The following is an 18,214-nucleotide window of genomic DNA, read 5'->3' on the forward strand; positions in this document are numbered from 1 at the left end:
CCAAAAGGGCAGCATGATGCTGCCCTTTGCGATCTATCGTATGGCGTTCGACGTGCGGCTTACTTCGGGATCACTGCCGTTGCTTCGATCTCGATCATGGCTTCGTCTTCAACCAATGCACTGACCACCACCATGGTCATCGCTGGGAAATTCTTGCCAAGGACGCGGCGATAGGCTTGGCCAACTTCGCGCTGTTTGGCGAGATATTCCTGTTTGTCGGTGACATACCATGTCAAACGCGTCAGATGTTCCGGACGCCCACCGCCAGCTTGCAGCACGTCACTAATATTGATCAGTGCCTGCTCCATCTGACCGACGAAATCCTTGGCAACGAAAACCTGATCAGCGTTCCAGCCAATCTGTCCTCCGATATACAACGTGGCACCTTCTGCCAACACACCGTTTGCGTATCCCTTGGGCTCTTTCCATCCATCTGGCTGAACGATTTTATGCATTTTTTTCTACCACTTGATTGATTTCTTTTTCGATTTTGGCACGCAAATCATCGGGCCATGCCACTGACTTTCCGGCGCCTCTTTTCGTAAACACCAGTGTGAGCGTTGTTTTCAGGCGTTGCTCGTCGCCCGAATGCGCGGTTATTTCCAATTCCAAGCTAGACCGTCCGATCCGAAGTGGTGTCAGACGAAACTCAAGCTGATCGCCAAGCATGCTTGGCGCAGTAAAGGCAATGCTGAGCCCCGCCGTTGGAACCGCCACCTGCATCGGCCCATGCATCGTCGGAAAACCGCAGCCAATCACGACATCGAACCATTCTTCGACCGTGGCGTTCACCATCTCGAAATAGCGGGGATAAAAGACAATCCCGGCTGGATCGCAATGCTGAAACAGGACCTTTTGCCGATAGGTAAATACCGCCATATCAGACCCCCAAATACCGATCCGCAAGCGCATCGGTCAGTTCACTGACCGCACCGCTCCAGGCCGTGACGCCCTTTTCGACAATCACATAGCGATCCGCGACACCCGAAAGTTCCTTAAGCGACTTATCCACCACCAAAATGGTCAGACCTGATTGCTTAAGCTGATTGATTGCCGCCCAGATTTCCTGACGGACCACCGGCGCCAACCCCTCGGTTGCTTCATCCAAAATCAATAAACGCGGGTTGGTCATCAACGCACGGCCAATGGCCAACATCTGCTGTTCGCCGCCTGAAAGCGTCATCGCCTTTTGCTCCCGCCGTTCGGCAAGACGCGGGAACAACCCCGCCACCCGGTCAAAGTCCCACTCACCTGCACGGGCCGCGGCAATCAGGTTTTCCATGACGGTCAAACGGGCAAAGCATCGGCGGCCTTCCGGCACCAGACCAAGCCCCAAGCGGGCCGCTTTGTGCGATGGCATTTTTGCCAAGTCCTGTCCGGCAAAGCGGATTGACCCATCGCGATGTTCCATCATGCGACAGATGGTCTTGATCGTGGTCGTTTTGCCCATCCCATTACGCCCCATAAGGGCGACGGCTTCGCCTTCATTCAGCGACAGATCAATACCAAACAATGCCTGCGATGCGCCGTAAAAGGCGGTCACACCACTAAGTTCGAGAAGTGCAGTCATATCAGGCTTCCTCCCCGAGATAGGCACGTTTGACATCGTCGTTGCCGCGAATGTCATCAACAGTACCGGTCGCAATGACACGGCCATAAACCAGAACCGAAATCCGGTCGGCCAAGGCAAAAACCGCATCCATGTCATGTTCGACCAGAAGGATCGGGGCCTGTGCGCGCAAACCATCAAGGAAACCGGTCAGACGTTTGGAGCCCTCTGGTCCCATGCCCGCCATCGGTTCATCCAACAGAAATGCACGTGGTTCAAGGGCAAGCGCCACCGCCATTTCCAACTGACGACGTTCTCCATGTGAAATATCGGCCGCACGCATCTCCGCACGATCCGCAAGTCCAACCCGCTCGAGCTGCGCCATTGCCGGTTCTACAAGCGACTTGTCGCTCAGCACCGGGCGGAAAAACCGAAAGACCTTCCCACTAACAGACTGACGGGCCAGTATGACGTTCTGCAGAACCGAGAACTCCGGCATCAAGGACGACACCTGAAACGTTCTGGCAAGGCCCATGCGCGACCGTTGGACCGCGTCCAAGGCATTGATGTGCTGACCGTTAAAATGAATGTCACCGCTATCAGATTTGATCTCGCCCGCGATCTGTTTGATCAGGGTGGATTTTCCCGCCCCGTTCGGCCCGATCAGCGCGTGGATTTCCCCCGCACGCAAATCAAGCGTGACGCTGTCACTGGCCAGAAGGGATCCGAATTGCTTGGTGATGTTTGACAGTGAAAGAATGGTATCAGACATGTTTGCGTTCCCCCGCCAAAACACCGACAAGGCCACCGCGCGCGAACAAAACCACGATCAGCAGCAACACGCCCAGCGGCAATTGCCAGAATTCCCAAACCCCGCCAAGCAGATGTTCAAGAATGATGTAAAGCCCGGCCCCGGCCAGCGGGCCGAACAAGCGCCCAACCCCGCCAAGAATGACAAACACCATGATTTCACCTGACATATGCCAAGACATCATCGACGGGCTAACAAAACGGTTGAGGTCCGCATAAAGTGCGCCGGCCAACGCCGTGATCATCGCCGAGATCACAAACGCCACCAGACGGATGCGAAACGGTGCAATCCCCACGGCCGTCATACGCTGGCTGTTCTGGCGTGCGCCCTGAAGGGCAAGACCAAACCGCGAGCGGATCAAAACAGCTGAAAATGCGATCGCAAGACCCAGCATCACGGCACAGAGTGCAAAATAACTGATCGGATCAAGGGTATTGAGCCCCGGGAACCCGTTGCGCACATAGATCGACAGGCCGTCTTCTCCGCCATATGCAGGCCAGGAAATCGCGAAGTAATAGATCATCTGCGCAAACGCCAGCGTGATCATGATGAAGTAAACGCCGCTTGTGCGCAGCGTAATCGCCCCAATAGCCAAGGCAATAATCGCCGATGCCAGCAGCGCGACAATCCAGATAATGATCATCTGGGTCGTGCCTTCGATCTCGAACGGCCATGTCATGATCGGTTCGTAATTCAGCGCATGGCTGGCAAGGATGCCCGCCGCATAGCCGCCAATTCCGAAGAACGCCGCATGGCCAAAGGACACAAGTCCCCCATAGCCAAGCACAAGGTTAAGGCCTACCCCCGCCATGGCAAAAATGGCCACCTTGGTCGCCAAGGTAATGATGAACGGCTCATCCATGCCCAGCGCAATCAATGGGACAATCACCAGCGCTAGACCAAGGATACAGTTGATAAAGGTTTCGCGGTTCATGGTCATATCAGGCTTCCGTCCCGAACAAACCGCTTGGCCGCAGGAACAAAACCAGCGCCATAACGATATAAATCAACATTGATGCAAGGGCGGACCCAATGGCCGTCGCACTTGCCGGATCAAGAAAGGTTGCAAACGCATGGGGCAACAAAAACCGCCCCATCGTATCGGTAAAGCCAACAAGAAGGGATCCGATCAGCGCGCCCTTGATCGAGCCAATGCCGCCAATCACAATCACAACGAATGCCAGAATAAGCACCGGTTCGCCCATGCCGACCTGAACCGACTGGGTCGTGCCGACAAAGGCACCGGCAAGCCCGGCCAAAGCCGCGCCAAGGGCAAACACAATTGTATAAAGGCGATCAATATCCACCCCCAAGGCGGCGATCATTCCGCGATCAGCTTCACCCGCACGAATACGAATGCCAAGGCGGGTTTTACCAATCAACAGGAACAAGCCCGCCGCTACGGCAAAACCGGCAATAATGATGGCAAGACGGAACAGCGGATATTGGAAATCACCGGGCATCACAACAGTGCCCGTCAGAAACTCCGGAACGCTTAGAAACAATGGGAAGGATCCGAAAATCCAGCGTGTGCCTTCGGAAAAAATCAAAATAAGGGCAAAAGTCGCCAGAACCTGATCAAGGTGATCACGGTTATAAAGACGGCGAATAATCAGTATCTCAACCAGCGCGCCGGCAATGGCCGCAGCCATCAGGCTGGCCATCAGGCCAAGCCAGAACGAACCGGTCCATGCAGCAACCGCCGCACAGGCAAATGCGCCAACCATATAGAGCGAGCCATGGGCCAGATTAATTAGCCCCATCACACCGAAAACAAGCGTCAGCCCAGATGCCATCAAAAACAGCATCACACCGGACTGAAGGCCGTTTAGCAGCTGCTCCAGGAAAAGAGTGAACATTATTGGAAACTCCGTCACAAGGTGGTCGGGGGCCGTAAACCATTATGGGCAACGGCCCCCACCGACTTGTCAGCCCGTGATTACATCGAGCATTCCGATGCATAGGCATCGGCATGATCTTTAAGGGCAACGCCAACGATCTTGTTGGTCAGAACGTCGCCTTCTTTAACGACTTCACGAACATAGATGTCCTGAATCGGATGCTGGTTCGGACCAAAGACAAACTTGCCACGGACCGAATTGAAATCCGCCGCCCGCAAAGCATCGCGGAATGCTTCCTTGTCGTTGACATTTGCTTTGCCCATCGCCGACAGCAGCAGGTTTGCAGTGTCAAAACCATAAGATGCATAGAGCGACGGCAGACGGTCATATTCAGCAACGAAGCTTTCAACGAATGCCTTGTTGGTCGCGTTGTCGATGTCTTTTGACCAGTTCGAGGTGTTTTTCACACCCAGAGCCGCATCACCAACTGCACCAAGAATGCCCTGATCCATCGAAAATGCCGGACCGATCAGCGGAATATCCACACCCGACTGAGCATACTGTTTCATGAATGCAATGCCCATGCCGCCCGGCAGGAAGAAGAAGACGCTGTCAGCACCCGAAGCACGGATTTCAGCGATTTCGGCGGCGTAATCTGTCTGACCAAGCTTGGTGTAAACTTCGCCTGCGATGTCGCCAAAGAAGAAGCGTTTGAACCCGGCTAGGGAATCTTTCCCCGCCGGATAGTTCGGTGCGAGGATAAAGGCATTTTCATACCCGGCACTCGACGCATAGCCACCGGCTGCTTCATGCAGGTTGTCATTCTGATAGGAAACGCTGAAATAGTTCGCGTTACAGCCTTTGCCTGCCAACTGCGACGGTGCCGCATTGACGGACAGATAGAATTTTTCCTGTGCAACCGCGGACGGCACCACAGCCATGGCAAGGTTCGACCAGATAATCCCGGTCAAAACATCAACCTTTTCCTGCTGGATCATTTTATCAGCAAGCTGGACAGCGACGTCCGGTTTGCGCTGATCATCTTCGATCACGACTTCCAGATCGGGATTGTTTGCTTGTTTGACAGCCAGCATAAAGCCGTCACGTGCATCAATACCCAAGCTGGCACCACCGCCCGAAAGTGTGGTGATCATCCCTACCTTTACCGGATCGGCCTGCGCCGCGCCGGCAACAAGCAATGCAGCCACTGCTGCAATGGTTGTCTTAATACCCTTCATTTAAGCCTCCGTGTTTATACATTTTATTCGTTTAGCAACACGTTGATCCCACGACATTTATGTCTTTGTGCGTCGTGGTTTTAATGAACTTGATGCCTGCCCCTGATCTTGCAGTATTTGCATCATGCCCGTCCATCCTCAAAGCGTGGTTCGCACCCGCCAGAGTTCCGGAAACAGTTCTACTTCCAGCATTTTCTTAAGGTAACTGACACCACCCGTGCCACCGGTCCCGCGTTTAAAACCAATAACGCGTTCGACCGTTGTCACATGGTTAAAGCGCCAGCGACGGAAGTAGTCTTCAAAATCCACCAGCTTTTCAGCCAGTTCATACAACGACCAGTATTTGGTTGGATCGCTGTAAACCTTGTGCCAGGCCGCAATCACGGCGTCATCTGGCGTATAGGGCTGTGTAACATCACGGCCGAGAACATGATCGGGAAGATCAATGCCTTCGCGTGCCAACAGGCGCAACGCCTCGTCATACAGACTGGGCGTTGCAAGCTCCGTCGTCAGCAACTCAAGAATATCTTCGCGATGGGCATGCGGGCGTAACATCGCGTGATTGCGGTTGCCCAGCATAAACTCGATCTGACGATACTGATGAGACTGAAATCCCGATGAAGGACCAAGCGCATCGCGAAACGTCGTATAGTCGCTTGGCGTCATGGTGCGCAACACGTCCCATGCGTTATTAAGCTGCTCGAAAATCCGCGACACACGCGCCAGCATCTTAAATGCCGGGCGGAAATCACTCTTGTCCATGACGGCGCGGGCCGCACTGATTTCACGGATCGCAAGTTTCATCCAAAGCTCGGACGTTTGATGCTGAATGATAAACAGCATTTCGTCATGGGCGTCAGACTTGGGATGCTGGGCCGTCAGGATCGCATCAAGCGACAAGTAATCCCCATAGGACATCTGATCGGAAAAATCCGTCTTCGCCCCCTCAGTACTAGGATCATATGGTTTGGTTTGCTTGGCCATGATCAGGTCACCGCGTTGCGTTTATGGAATTCCGGCTGATCCCATGATTTGGTTTCCATGATCTCGGCCAGAATTTTAACCGCACCATCGACATCACCATTATCGATATAAAGTGGGGTAAACCCGAAACGAATGATATCAGGTGCGCGGAAATCACCAATCACGCCGCGCGCGATCAAGGCCTGCATCACGGCATATCCCTGATCAAACTTGAACGACACCTGTGAACCACGGTGTTGCGGATCACGCGGGCTTGCCAGTTCCAGCATCGAACAGGATGCCTCGACACCAGCGATAAACTGCTCGCACAACTCGATACTGCGTGTGCGGATATCGCCCATGTCAACGCCGTCCCATGCCTTCATGGCTTCTTCAAGCACCGTCATCTGAATAACCGGTGGTGTGCCAACCCGCATGCGTGAAACATCCGGTGCCGGGGTATAATCACGGTCAAAGTCAAATGGGGCAACATGGCCCAACCATCCAGACAATGCCGGTCGGATGGTTTTGGCGTGATCGGGCCGAACATAAATAAATGCCGGGGCACCGGGGCCGCCATTAAGATATTTATAGGTGCAGCCAACAGCGAAATCCGCGTTACATCCGGTCAGGTCAACCGGAACCGCCCCCGCCGAATGCGCTAGGTCCCAGATCACAATCGCACCCGCCTTATGGGCAAGATCGGTAATGCGTTTCATGTCATGCATGCGCCCGGTGCGGTAATCGACCTGGGTGAGCATCAAGACAGCAAGGTCTTCGTTGATCATGCTTTCGACATCTTCGGGGTTTGGTGTTTTAAGCACATGCCCCTTATCAAGACTTTTGATCAGGCCACCGGCCATATAAAGGTCAGTCGGGAAATTCCCGTTGTCCGATACAATCACCTTACGATCCGGGCGCAGTTCCAGCGCACTTGCCAGTGCCTGATACACCTTGATCGACAAAGTATCGCCCATAACCACAGTACCGGGTGCCGCCCCAATCAAACGCGCGACAAGATTGCCGACACGTTCGGGTTGCGCCATCCATTTGGCATCATTCCAGCCCCGGATAAGCATTTGCCCCCATTCATCTTCGATCATCGACTTGGCACGATTTGCTGCCGACTTTGGCATCATCCCAAGCGAGTTCCCATCAAGGTAAATGACCCCATCGGGAATGTGGAACAGGGATTTGGTGGCGGCGAAATCGATCATGCAGGCATTTCCTGTTTCAGTCTGAAGCGCTGAATTTTTCCAGTCGCGGTTTTTGGCAGTGTCTCGATAAAGACGACGGAGCGCGGATATTTAAACGGCGCGATCGTCGCTTTTACATGATCTTGCAACTGTTTGGCCATCTCGGGTGTCGGGTGAAAACCATCTGCCAGAACGATATGGGCCTGAACAATGGTGCCGCGTTCTTCATTCGGTGCACCAATGACCGCACATTCGGCAACAGCTATGTGGGACAACAAGGCGGCCTCGACTTCCGGACCGGCGATGTTGTAACCCGACGAGACGATCATATCGTCATTGCGTGCAGCAAAGTGATAGTAGCCATCCTCATCAACAAAGAACGCATCCCCCGTCAGGTTCCAGCCATCACGCACATACGTGCACTGACGCACATCATCAAGATAACGACATCCCGTCGGTCCGCGCACCGCAAGCCTGCCAACCGTCCCGACCGGAACGTCATTCATATCGTAGTCAACGATTTTGGCTTCATATCCAGCAACCGGGCGGCCGGTACAGGCCGGGTGACTGTCACCAAATCGGTTGGAGATAAAAATATGGAGCATCTCGGTCGCGCCAATGCCATCGAGCATCGGTTTGCCGGTTTTTTCCATCCAGGCATCATAAACCGGCGCAGGCAGAGTTTCGCCCGCCGAAACAGCAGCACGCAGGGATGACAAATCAGCCCCTTCTTCCATCGCCGATAACATCACGCGATAAGCGGTCGGGGCGGTAAAGCACACCGTCGCCTTATAGGTTTCGATGATTTCGATCATGTTGGGTGGGGACGCTTTTTCAAGCAAGGTCGCAGTCGCCCCAAAGCGCAGCGGGAAAATGGCAAGCCCGCCCAGACCAAAGGTAAAGGCAAGTGGGGGCGATCCGACAAACACATCATCAGGCGTTACATTCAGCACTTCCTTGGCATAACCATCGGCAATGATCAAAAGATCACGATGGAAATGCATGGTCGCCTTGGGGCTGCCGGTCGTGCCCGAGGTAAACCCAAGCAAGGCCACATCATCGCGCCCGGTTTTAACCGCCTCGAATTTGACCGATTTGGTCAGGGCAATGCGATCAAGTTCGGCATCGTGATTGGCTGTGCCGTCAAATCCAATGACCTTTTTAAGGAATGAGCTGTCCTTGGCACAGGCGACCATCTCATCCATCAGGCGCGTGTCACACAGGGCAAATTCAATCTCCGCCTTATCGACAATCTGGGCCAGTTCGCCAGACCGCAGCATCGGCATGGTATTGACCACAACCGCGCCTGCCTTGGTTGCCGCCAGCCAGCAGGCCACCATCGCCGGATTATTGGCCGACCGGATCAAAATACGGTTGCCCGGCTTAACGCCGTAATCCTCGACCAGCGCGTGGGCAATGCGGTTGGTCCAGTCTGCCAGTTCCTTATAGGTCCGCTGACGACCATTGCCGATCAGGGCGGTGTTATCGCCAAAACCCTGATCAACCATTTTGTCGGTCAGCTCGACCCCGGCATTCAGATATTCGGGATACTCAAACTTGTCCAAATTAAACTCTGGCCAGTCTGCCACCGGTGGCAAATTGTCCCGCGTGAATTGATCAATATGTGCAGTTGGTCCGAGCATTGTGAAGTCCCTGATACAGCCATTATTGCGCCAGCGTTTGCCGTGCGATGATTATTTTCTGGACGTCTGATGCGCCTTCATAAATGCGCAGAGCACGAATTTCCCGGTACAGCAGTTCAATGATGTGCCCACTGCGCACGCCATCACCGCCATGAATTTGCACCGCCTTATCAATGACGGTTTGTGCATGATCGGTTGCATAAAGTTTTGCCATCGCCGCTTCGCGGCTGACGCGCGGGGCACCGCTGTCTTTCAGCCATGCGGCGCGATAGACCAAAAGGGCCGATGCATCGATATCAAGCGCCATGTCCGCGACATGCCCCTGAACCATTTGAAGATCAAAAAGCGGCGCGCCAAACAGTTCGCGTTCCTGAACCCGCTTGATGGTTTCATCCAACGCGCGGCGCGCAAAACCAAGGGCGGCGGCGGCAACGGTTGATCGAAATACATCAAGAACCGACATCGCAATTTTAAACCCGTCACCACCATTGCCAATCAACGCACGTGCCGGGATGCGGCAATCGGTAAATTTCAGGCGTGCGAGTGGGTGGGGTGCGATGGTATGCAGACGTTCGGCAACTTCAAACCCGCGCGTGTTTGCCGGAACGACAAAGGCCGAAAGTCCCTTGGCCCCCGGTGCTTCGCCGGTGCGCGCAAAGACGCAGTAAAAGTCCGCGATCCCACCATTGGAAATCCAGGTCTTTTCACCGTTCAGAATAAAGTCATCGCCATCACGTTTGGCATCAAGGGCGATGTTGGCAACATCTGACCCCGATTGCGGTTCAGTCAGAGCGAAGGCAGCGATCCCAGTGCCAGAACGTACTTTTGGAAGCCATTCCCCCCGGTGGGCTTCCGTTCCAAACAAAGAGATCGCGCCACTCCCCAACCCCTGCATCGCAAAGGCGAAATCAGCCAACCCGTCATAACGCGCCAATGTTTCGCGGATCAGGCAAAGCGACCGCACATCCAGTTTCGATCCGGTATCTTGCGGATCAATTGCCGCATGGCGCAACCAACCGCCATCAGCCAGTCGGCGAACCAGATCCCGGCAGACATCATCGACATCACCGTGATCAATGCCATCAAGATTGGTCGCCGCCCAAGCATCAAGCTTGACCGCCAGTTCACGGTGCCTGTCTTCGAAAAACGGCCACTCAAGGAAGGATGTATCTGCCATCAGCTGCCCTCAAACACCGGTTTTTCCTTGGTGACAAAGGCCGTATAGGCACGATTGAAATCTTCGGTCTGCATGCAGATTGCCTGCGCCTGTGCTTCAGATTCAATCGCCTGTTCGATCGACATGTTCCATTCTTGCGCCAGCATGGTTTTGGTCATCATGTGACCGAAATTCGGGCCTTGGGAAATACGGGTGGCAAGGGTGATGGCCTCTGCCTCAAGAACATCGGCCTCGACCAGACGGTTATAGAACCCCCAACGTTCGCCTTCCTCAGCCGACATTGCACGTCCGGTATACAGAAGCTCCGCCGCCCGGCCCTGTCCGATGATGCGAGGCAGGATGGCACATGCCCCCATGTCACAGCCCGCCAACCCGACACGGGTAAACAGGAATGCGGTTTTGGAGGCGGAAGTCGCCAGACGAAGATCGGATGCCATGGCAATAATTGCCCCCGCACCCACACAAACGCCGTCCACCGCCGCAATCACCGGCTTGCCACAGCCAATGATCGACTTAACCAAGTCGCCGGTCATACGGGTGAATTCCAAAAGACCCTTCATGTCCTTTTTGATCAGCGGACCAATGATGTCATGCACATCCCCGCCAGAACAGAAGTTGCCACCGTTCGAGCCAAACACCACCGCCTTGACATCATCGGCATAAACCAGATCGCGAAAGGTATCGCGAAGCTCGGCATAGCTATCGAACGTCAACGGGTTTTTGCGGTCGGGACGATCCAGTGAAATGACCGCAACGTCGCCTTCCATGCGCCAGTTGAAATGGGTTGGTTTGATGTTCGCCATTTTAGTCATGGGGCGCCTCGTTATGATGGGAAATGGTGCGCAGAATACGGATCAGGCCATCGGCATCACTGGCCGAAAGGTCGCTAAACAGCTCGGAAACCCAGCCTTCATGCACAAGGGCCCGTTCGGCGAAATCCTTTTCGCCCGCTTCGGTCAGGCGCACAATCGATGCGCGGCGGTCATTTTCGACCGGCACACGTACGAGCATTCCCTCCCCGACAAGGCGATCAACAATGCCAGTCACATTGCCGTTCGACACCATCAGGGATTTTGAAAGTTCGCTCATGCGCATGCCATCGCGTTCGCGGTAAAGTGCGGCCAGAACATCAAAACGCGGCAAGGTTGACCCGAATTCGATGCGCATTTTTTCGCGCAACTCGCCTTCGATCTTGCGCGATACCTTTAAAATCTGAAGCCATGCGCGCAAACGTGCCTTGGACAGGTCAGATGTTTCATTATCCATCTGATCGCGCCGGTCATCGGAATGGTTCATATTCATACTTCTCCTCCCGATACCGAAATCGCCTGTCCGGTAATGGATGCCGCATGGGGACTGCAAAGCCACATGACGGTGTTTGCCACTTCATCAGGCTGGATAAAGCGGTTCTGCGGATTGATTTTGGCAAGGCTTGCACGGGCCTCAACCAAGCTCATGCCGGTTTTGGCCACGATGTTTTCGACCGATTGTTCGAGCATCGGCGTTTCCATAAAGCCCGGACACACCGCATTTACGGTGACTGAACTACTGGCAAGCTCGGCGGCCATGCCTTCAACAAGACCGACCACACCGTGTTTTGCCGCGCAATAGGCCGTGACATAGGCATAGCCCTTAAGCCCGGCGGTCGAGGCTATCGAAATCAGGCGGCCCGGCTTGGCCTTATCCATCACAGCCAATCCTTCGCGGAATGTCAGAAACGTACCGGTCAGATTGACGTCAATCGTGCGTTTCCACAGATCGACCGATGTTTTGCCAATCGGGGCACTTTCGGCCATACCGGCATTGGCAATCACCAAATCCGGTGCGCCGATTTCGGCCACCATGGTAGCATACATATCGCGCACCGAAGTCTCGTCGGTCACATCGGCGACGATTGCTGTGATATTTTCATGTTGGGCAACCTCGGCCAAAACGTCGCTACGCCGTCCAGCAATGGCAACCTTCACCCCGGCATCAGCCAACATGCGGGCCATAACAGCCCCGACACCGGAACCACCACCGGTGATCAATGCGCGATGAATGGCAAGATCGGCCATGGTCACTTAAACCTTTCCGGTCATGACGTCGGCGCGTTCGACCAGACGCACCATCTGATCTCGCCCAGCATAATAGGGTGCAGGCCAGTTTTCAGTCTGATTGCCAAGGGCAGCTGCCTGATGCAACGTCCAATACGGGTTCGCCAGATGCGGCCGCGCCAGACAGACAAGGTCCGCACGCCCGGCCATCAGGATCGAATTAACGTGATCGGGTTCGTAAATGTTGCCCACCGCCATCGTCGCGATATTGGCTTCGTTGCGAATACGGTCAGAGAACGGCGTCTGGAACATCCGACCATAGACTGGACGGGCATCCTTGGTGGTCTGACCGGCTGACACGTCACAGATATCAACATCATTGGCCTTAAGCATACGGGCGATTTCAACCGCTTCCTCTGGCGTAACGCCATCATTCCCGACCCAGTCATTGGCCGAAATGCGTACCGAAAGCGGCTTATGTGCAGGCCATGCGGCGCGCACAGCATTGATCACTTCGAGCGGATAGCGCATCCGGTTTTCAAGCGACCCGCCATATTCATCATCGCGGACATTGCTGACCGGGCTGATGAAGGACGACAAAAGATAACCGTGCGCGGCATGCACTTCGATCATGTCAAACCCGGCACGGTCGGCCATTTTGGCCCCGGCGACAAACTGATCACGGACCATATCCATATCGTCGCGCGTCATCGCCCTTGGCGTCTGATTGCGATCCGACCATGCGATGGCCGAGGCAGATAGAAGCTTCCAGTTACCATCGGCAAGCGGCGCATCCATTTCTTCCCAACCAAGCTGGGTTGATCCCTTGCGCCCGGAATGACCGATCTGCATGCACAGCTTGGCATCGGTTTCATCATGGACAAAATCGACAATCCGTTTCCAGGCCTGCTCATGCGCATCGTCATAAAGCCCCGGACATCCCGGCGTGATTCGGCCATCCGCCGACACGCAGGTCATCTCGGTATAAACCATTGCCGCACCGCCCTTGGCCCGTTCGGCGTAATGCACCAAATGCCAATCGGTCGGGCAGCCATCAACCGCCTTATACTGCGCCATCGGGGACACAACGATTCGGTTTTTAAGCTCCATCTCGCGTAGCTTGAACGGCACGAACATCGGGTGACACACCCCGTCATTGGCCGGAACACCGGCCTGACGCTGGAACCATCCTTCTGCTTCGCCGAGCCATTTGGCATCCCGCAGGCGCAGGTTTTCATGGCTAATGCGCTGCGATCTGGTCAAAAGCGAATAGGTGAACTGCACCGGATCAAAATCGAAGTAGCGTTCAATTTCTTCGAACCATTCCATCGAGTTGCGCGCCGCCGATTGCAGGCGCAAAACTTCAAGACGGCGTTCGTCCTCATATTTGCCAAAGGCCGATTTCAGATCGGTTTCGGAATGCAGATAATTTGCCAGCGCAATCGCACTTTCAAGTGCCAGCTTGGTCCCCGACCCGATTGAGAAATGCGCAGTTGCCGCCGCATCGCCCATCAAAACAATATTATCGTGTGACCAGCTGTTGCATAGAACGCGCGGGAAGCTAAGCCATGCTGATCCACGGACATGGTGCGCATTGCTGATCAGGGCATGGCCATCAAGATGATCCTTGAATATTTCCTCGCAGGTAGCGATGGATTCTTCCTTGGTCATCTCGCCAAAGCCATAAGCGTCCCACGTCTCTTGCGAACATTCGACAATGAAGGTCGCCGTTTCATCATCAAACTGATAGGCGTGCGCCCAGACCCAGCCCTTATCGGTTTCTTCAAAGATGAAAGTAAAGGCATCATCAAATTTCTGATGGGTGCCCAGCCAGACAAATTTGCATTTGCGCGTATCAATATCGGGCTGGAAATGTTCGGCATAGTCGGTGCGGGTTTTGGAATTCAACCCATCGCAAGCAACCACAAGGTCGTAATCCTTGTTATAGTCCGCCGCACTTTGGGCTTCTGTTTCAAAGCGCAGGTCTACACCAAGCTCCCGCGCGCGTTGCTGCAACAAGATCAAAAGCTGTTTTCGACCAATGCCACAAAAGCCATGCCCGGTTGAGACGGTCTTAGCACCCCGATATTTGACCGCAACATCATCCCAATAGGAAAAATGCGCCCGGATGGCTTCAGCACTTTTAGGATCATTATCAGCAAGGTTCGTAAGAGTCTCATCCGACAGCACAACGCCCCAGCCGAACGTATCGTCGGCTTTGTTGCGTTCAATCACCACGACCTCGTTGGCCGGATCACGCAATTTCATTGATATTGCAAAATAAAGCCCCGCGGGACCGCCACCCAGACAAGCTACTCTCACCAGCTTTTCCCTTCCTGATTTGTTTGGTTGTTTCGGGAAACTGACAAAACGGTACGCCCCGATTTGATTTATTTCAAGCATAAATATTTTGAGTTTGAAATATCTGTGAAATTGCCTAGAATTTGCCAAACAAACGAAGGCGCGCCCACAATAGCCCCACGAAAATCACGGCTGGCGCCCCAACCATATCGACGATCAGGGAAGACAGATCACATGACTACCGATTGGGACGACGCATATGCCAATGGCGACCATATCGCCGATGCCAGCTCATATCCGGGCATGTGGGCAGAGCAATCCGCACAGTTCCGTAACACCCTGCTCGCGACCCAACGCGCAGAGCTTGATATCGCCTATGGCACCGGGGACCGCGAAAAATACGACCTGTTTCTTCCTGACCGTACGCCAAAGGGACTGGTTGTTTTTGTGCACGGTGGATATTGGAAGGCCTTTGATAAATCCAGTTGGTCACATCTGGCGAACGGTGCTGTTGCCAAGGGTTGGGCGGTATGCATGCCAAGCTATACGCTGGCCCCCGATGCCCGCTTGTCGCAAATCACCGGTCAAATCGCGGCAGCAATAAATCATGCAGCAGCACACATCGATGGCCCCATTCATTTGACAGGCCACTCTGCCGGTGGGCACCTCGTCAGTCGCATGGTCAGTGAAACCAGCCCACTGCTGCCGGACACCCTGTCACGTGTTAAAAATACAGTCTCAATTTCTGGACTGCATGACCTGCGCCCACTTTTAAACACATCAATGAATGATGTTCTGGGGCTGGATGGTCAGGAAGCCGTGATGGAAAGTGCAGCACTTCTGCGCCCCACCCTGCCCTGTTCAATCACCTGCTGGGTTGGCGCGGATGAACGTCCTGAATTTGTCCGCCAGAATGATCTTTTGGCCAACATCTGGATCGGACTTGGGGCATCGACCCGTGCGGTGCACGCCCCGGACAGGCATCATTTCAATGTTATTTCCGATCTGGCCGAACCGGATTCTGATCTGACAGCCTGTCTGCTGACCCCGATCAATCCGGAGGACATTTGACATGTCGACCGTCAACCTCACAACTGAAAACGACATCTCCTTTATCACCATTAACAATCCGCCGATCAACGCCACCAACTATAGTGTACGTCAAGGCATCGTCGATGCCCTTGATAAGATCGAAGGCGATAGCGGTATCAAGGTCGCCATTCTAATCTGTGCAGGCAAAACGTTCATTGCCGGTGCCGATGTCAGTGAATTTGGTCTACCGCCCAAAGATCCGATTCTGCCCGATGTGATCAAACGGTTGGAGGCCACCACCAAACCAGTCATTGCCGCCATTCATGGCCATGCGTTGGGGGGTGGGCTGGAAATCGCCCTTGGCTGTCATTACCGGATTGCGGAAAGTGGTGCTAAGCTTGGCCTGCCAGAAGTTAATCTGGGACTTATTCCCGGCGCTGGTGGCACAGTGCGTTTGCCACGCCTTGTTCCAGTCCGCGACGCTATTGCCATGATTACAGGCGGCAAACCGGTTTCGGCCGATAAGGCCAACGCAATCGGCCTGATAGATGCCATCACGCACGGCCCGCTTCGCGATGCCGCACAGGATTTCGCCCGGACCATCATCAACCGCCCCCGCCCCTTGGAATTGCGCCGCCGCCCGCCAGTTGATGCGCCTGATGATCATCAGTGGAGCGAAATCATCTCGGATGTTGGCAAAAAATCCCGCGGACAGATTGCCCCCGTCATCGCCGCCCAGGCCATTCGCATCGGCATCGAACAGGACACCGCGGCGGGCCTTGTTCATGAACGCGAAAAGTTTGTCGAACTGCGCGATAGTGATCAGTCCAAGGCACTCCGTCATATCTTTTTTGCCGAACGATCCGTTGCCAAACTTCCTGAACTTGATGGTGCTGCACCAAACCCGATCAATGAAGTCGGCGTGATCGGCGGCGGCATCATGGGGGCAGGCATTGCAACCGCATCCCTTTTGGCGGGCCTCAAGGCCACAGTTATTGAACGCAACGAAGAAGCCTGCGCAAATGGCCGGGCAACCGTTGAAAAGCATCTGAGTGGCAGCCTCAAGCGTGGCCTGATCACGCAAGATCGTTTTGATGGTCTGCTGGCATCTCTTTCTACCAGCACCGACTACGCGGACCTTGGCGCTGCCGATCTGGTTGTCGAAGCTGTGTTTGAAGATATGACCGTCAAGCACGAGGTGTTTGGCAAGCTTTCAAAATACTGCAAGCCAGATGCTGTGCTGGCCTCAAATACGTCTTACCTCGACATCAACGAAATCGCGACTAAATGTTCCAACCCTGAACGTGTGATCGGGCTTCATTTTTTCTCCCCGGCGCACATCATGAAGCTGCTTGAAGTGGTCCGTACCGATCAAGCCAACGCCACAAGCCTTGCCACTGCATTTGCATTTGCCCGCAAACTTGGCAAAATCGCGGTCCCCTGTGGTGTCTGTGATGGCTTTATTGGCAATCGCATTATGTCGGCCTATCGCAAGCATTGTGAGTACATGCTCGAAGATGGCGCTCTCCCCCATCAGATTGATGATGCCATGGTTGAATTTGGCTTCCCGATGGGCTTGTTTGCCATGCAGGACATGGCCGGGCTTGAGATTTCCTGGGCAACGCGCAAACGTCTCGCCCCGTTCCGTGATCCGGCTGAACGCTACGTCGCACTTGGTGATTACCTGTGTGAGATGGACCGGCTTGGCAAAAAGAACGGTCTGGGCTGGTATCGTTATGATGAAAACGGCAAAGCTCTCCCAGACCCGGACGTCGATGCATTGGTGATTTCGGAGTCGGATAAAAAGGGCATCACACGTCGCGATTTCGACGCCAAAGAAATCATCTCCGTCATCCTTGATGCCATGCGTAGCGAAGGCGATAAAATCCTTGCCGAGGGGATCGCCATGGGCCCTGACGCCATTGATGTCGTCATGGTCAATGGATACGGCTTCCCGCGCCATAAGGGCGGCCCGATGTTCATGACCCAAAAGTAACCGGAATCAAGAACGCCTAATCATTTCATCGTCATCGGGGCAGAAGGTTTTCCACCTTCCGCCCCGATTTGGTTTCTGGTGTATTTCGAACTTGTCTAAACGCACTTTGATGACCAAATAAAATACATACTCAACACCCTAAAAAGGCGTCAATGCCGGTGTAAACGTGCCTTTGGATCACACAATACGGTGTTGCGTCGCAAACCTACTGCCTTTTTGACTTAAGCTTTCTGCCACATCGGGATCAATCCGAAATAGATTTTCAAGCCATCAAAATTTCGAACGACGGCGATCAAAGAGCAGGTAACCTGCCGACGAAGATTAGGGAGAATTTGGGTGCAACTGACAGCCCGTGACGCAGCCCGTGCATGGCACGTGACTGATCTTAAGTGTTCAGGGTCCCGCCTGAATACCACATATCCCCGCATCTT

Annotated in this window: 17 protein-coding genes; 2 read left to right on the top strand and 15 right to left on the bottom strand. The window is 54.2% G+C overall.

The window, feature by feature from the left end; all coding sequences use genetic code 11:
* Nucleotides 1–59 precede the first annotated feature (59 nt).
* The 15 genes from K355_RS0117005 to K355_RS0117075 all read right to left on the bottom strand — a co-directional run bounded on the left by K355_RS0117005 (nucleotide 60) and on the right by K355_RS0117075 (nucleotide 14,776).
* The gene (locus K355_RS0117005; RefSeq protein WP_022733359.1) at nucleotides 60–455 is read right to left on the bottom strand and encodes a RidA family protein; all 396 of its coding nucleotides are present in this window, start codon (nucleotides 453–455) and stop codon (nucleotides 60–62) included.
* On the bottom strand, nucleotides 448–879 hold the full coding sequence (locus K355_RS0117010; RefSeq protein WP_022733360.1) for an acyl-CoA thioesterase: 432 nt from the start codon (nucleotides 877–879) through the stop codon (nucleotides 448–450). Before K355_RS0117010 ends, K355_RS0117005 begins: the two co-directional genes overlap by 8 nt.
* Before the next feature lies 1 nt (nucleotide 880).
* The gene (locus K355_RS0117015) at nucleotides 881–1,570 is read right to left on the bottom strand and encodes an ABC transporter ATP-binding protein (RefSeq protein ID WP_022733361.1); all 690 of its coding nucleotides are present in this window, start codon (nucleotides 1,568–1,570) and stop codon (nucleotides 881–883) included.
* A 1-nt stretch (nucleotide 1,571) separates the two neighbouring features.
* Nucleotides 1,572–2,321, bottom strand: a complete 750-nt coding sequence (locus K355_RS0117020; RefSeq protein WP_022733362.1) for an ABC transporter ATP-binding protein — start codon at nucleotides 2,319–2,321, stop codon at nucleotides 1,572–1,574.
* A complete protein-coding gene (locus K355_RS0117025) occupies nucleotides 2,314–3,300 on the bottom strand; it encodes a branched-chain amino acid ABC transporter permease (protein ID WP_022733363.1) in 987 nt (328 codons plus the stop codon). The genes K355_RS0117020 and K355_RS0117025 overlap by 8 nt, the downstream gene beginning before the upstream one ends.
* A 1-nt stretch (nucleotide 3,301) precedes the next feature.
* A complete protein-coding gene (locus tag K355_RS0117030; RefSeq protein WP_022733364.1) occupies nucleotides 3,302–4,219 on the bottom strand; it encodes a branched-chain amino acid ABC transporter permease in 918 nt (305 codons plus the stop codon).
* A gap of 80 nt (nucleotides 4,220–4,299) precedes the next feature.
* Nucleotides 4,300–5,439 (bottom strand): ABC transporter substrate-binding protein, encoded by a 1,140-nt coding sequence (locus tag K355_RS0117035; RefSeq protein ID WP_022733365.1) that lies wholly within the window; start codon nucleotides 5,437–5,439, stop codon nucleotides 4,300–4,302.
* A 138-nt stretch (nucleotides 5,440–5,577) separates the two neighbouring features.
* Nucleotides 5,578–6,423 carry a tryptophan 2,3-dioxygenase gene (kynA, locus tag K355_RS0117040; RefSeq protein ID WP_022733366.1) on the bottom strand — a complete coding sequence of 282 codons (846 nt, stop codon included), beginning with the start codon at nucleotides 6,421–6,423 and terminating at the stop codon, nucleotides 5,578–5,580.
* Nucleotides 6,424–6,425: 2 nt separating this feature from the next.
* Entirely contained in the window at nucleotides 6,426–7,619 is a 1,194-nt protein-coding gene (gene kynU / locus K355_RS0117045; RefSeq protein WP_022733367.1) for a kynureninase, read from the bottom strand.
* Nucleotides 7,616–9,241, bottom strand: coding sequence for an AMP-binding protein (locus K355_RS0117050; protein WP_022733368.1), 1,626 nt, complete (start codon nucleotides 9,239–9,241; stop codon nucleotides 7,616–7,618). The genes kynU and K355_RS0117050 overlap by 4 nt, the downstream gene beginning before the upstream one ends.
* Before the next feature lie 22 nt (nucleotides 9,242–9,263).
* Nucleotides 9,264–10,418: an acyl-CoA dehydrogenase family protein gene (locus tag K355_RS0117055; protein ID WP_022733369.1), complete on the bottom strand. Its 1,155-nt coding sequence runs from the start codon at nucleotides 10,416–10,418 to the stop codon at nucleotides 9,264–9,266.
* The gene (locus K355_RS0117060; protein WP_022733370.1) at nucleotides 10,418–11,230 is read right to left on the bottom strand and encodes an enoyl-CoA hydratase family protein; all 813 of its coding nucleotides are present in this window, start codon (nucleotides 11,228–11,230) and stop codon (nucleotides 10,418–10,420) included. The genes K355_RS0117055 and K355_RS0117060 overlap by 1 nt, the downstream gene beginning before the upstream one ends.
* Nucleotides 11,223–11,720, bottom strand: coding sequence for a MarR family winged helix-turn-helix transcriptional regulator (locus K355_RS0117065; protein WP_022733371.1), 498 nt, complete (start codon nucleotides 11,718–11,720; stop codon nucleotides 11,223–11,225). The genes K355_RS0117060 and K355_RS0117065 overlap by 8 nt, the downstream gene beginning before the upstream one ends.
* Entirely contained in the window at nucleotides 11,717–12,475 is a 759-nt protein-coding gene (locus tag K355_RS0117070; RefSeq protein ID WP_114091552.1) for an SDR family NAD(P)-dependent oxidoreductase, read from the bottom strand. The genes K355_RS0117065 and K355_RS0117070 overlap by 4 nt, the downstream gene beginning before the upstream one ends.
* 6 nt (nucleotides 12,476–12,481) lie before the next feature.
* Nucleotides 12,482–14,776: a bifunctional salicylyl-CoA 5-hydroxylase/oxidoreductase gene (locus tag K355_RS0117075; protein ID WP_028791699.1), complete on the bottom strand. Its 2,295-nt coding sequence runs from the start codon at nucleotides 14,774–14,776 to the stop codon at nucleotides 12,482–12,484.
* A 213-nt stretch (nucleotides 14,777–14,989) separates the two neighbouring features.
* Here K355_RS0117075 and K355_RS0117080 point away from each other — a divergent pair, with 213 nt between their 5' ends.
* Both K355_RS0117080 and K355_RS0117085 read left to right on the top strand, forming a co-directional pair.
* Nucleotides 14,990–15,826: an alpha/beta hydrolase gene (locus K355_RS0117080; RefSeq protein ID WP_022733374.1), complete on the top strand. Its 837-nt coding sequence runs from the start codon at nucleotides 14,990–14,992 to the stop codon at nucleotides 15,824–15,826.
* A 1-nt stretch (nucleotide 15,827) separates the two neighbouring features.
* Nucleotides 15,828–17,783, top strand: a complete 1,956-nt coding sequence (locus K355_RS0117085; protein ID WP_022733375.1) for a 3-hydroxyacyl-CoA dehydrogenase NAD-binding domain-containing protein — start codon at nucleotides 15,828–15,830, stop codon at nucleotides 17,781–17,783.
* Nucleotides 17,784–18,214 lie beyond the last annotated feature (431 nt).

The sequence above is a fragment of the Thalassospira lucentensis MCCC 1A00383 = DSM 14000 genome (assembly GCF_000421265.1).
GTDB lineage: Bacteria > Pseudomonadota > Alphaproteobacteria > Rhodospirillales > Thalassospiraceae > Thalassospira > Thalassospira lucentensis.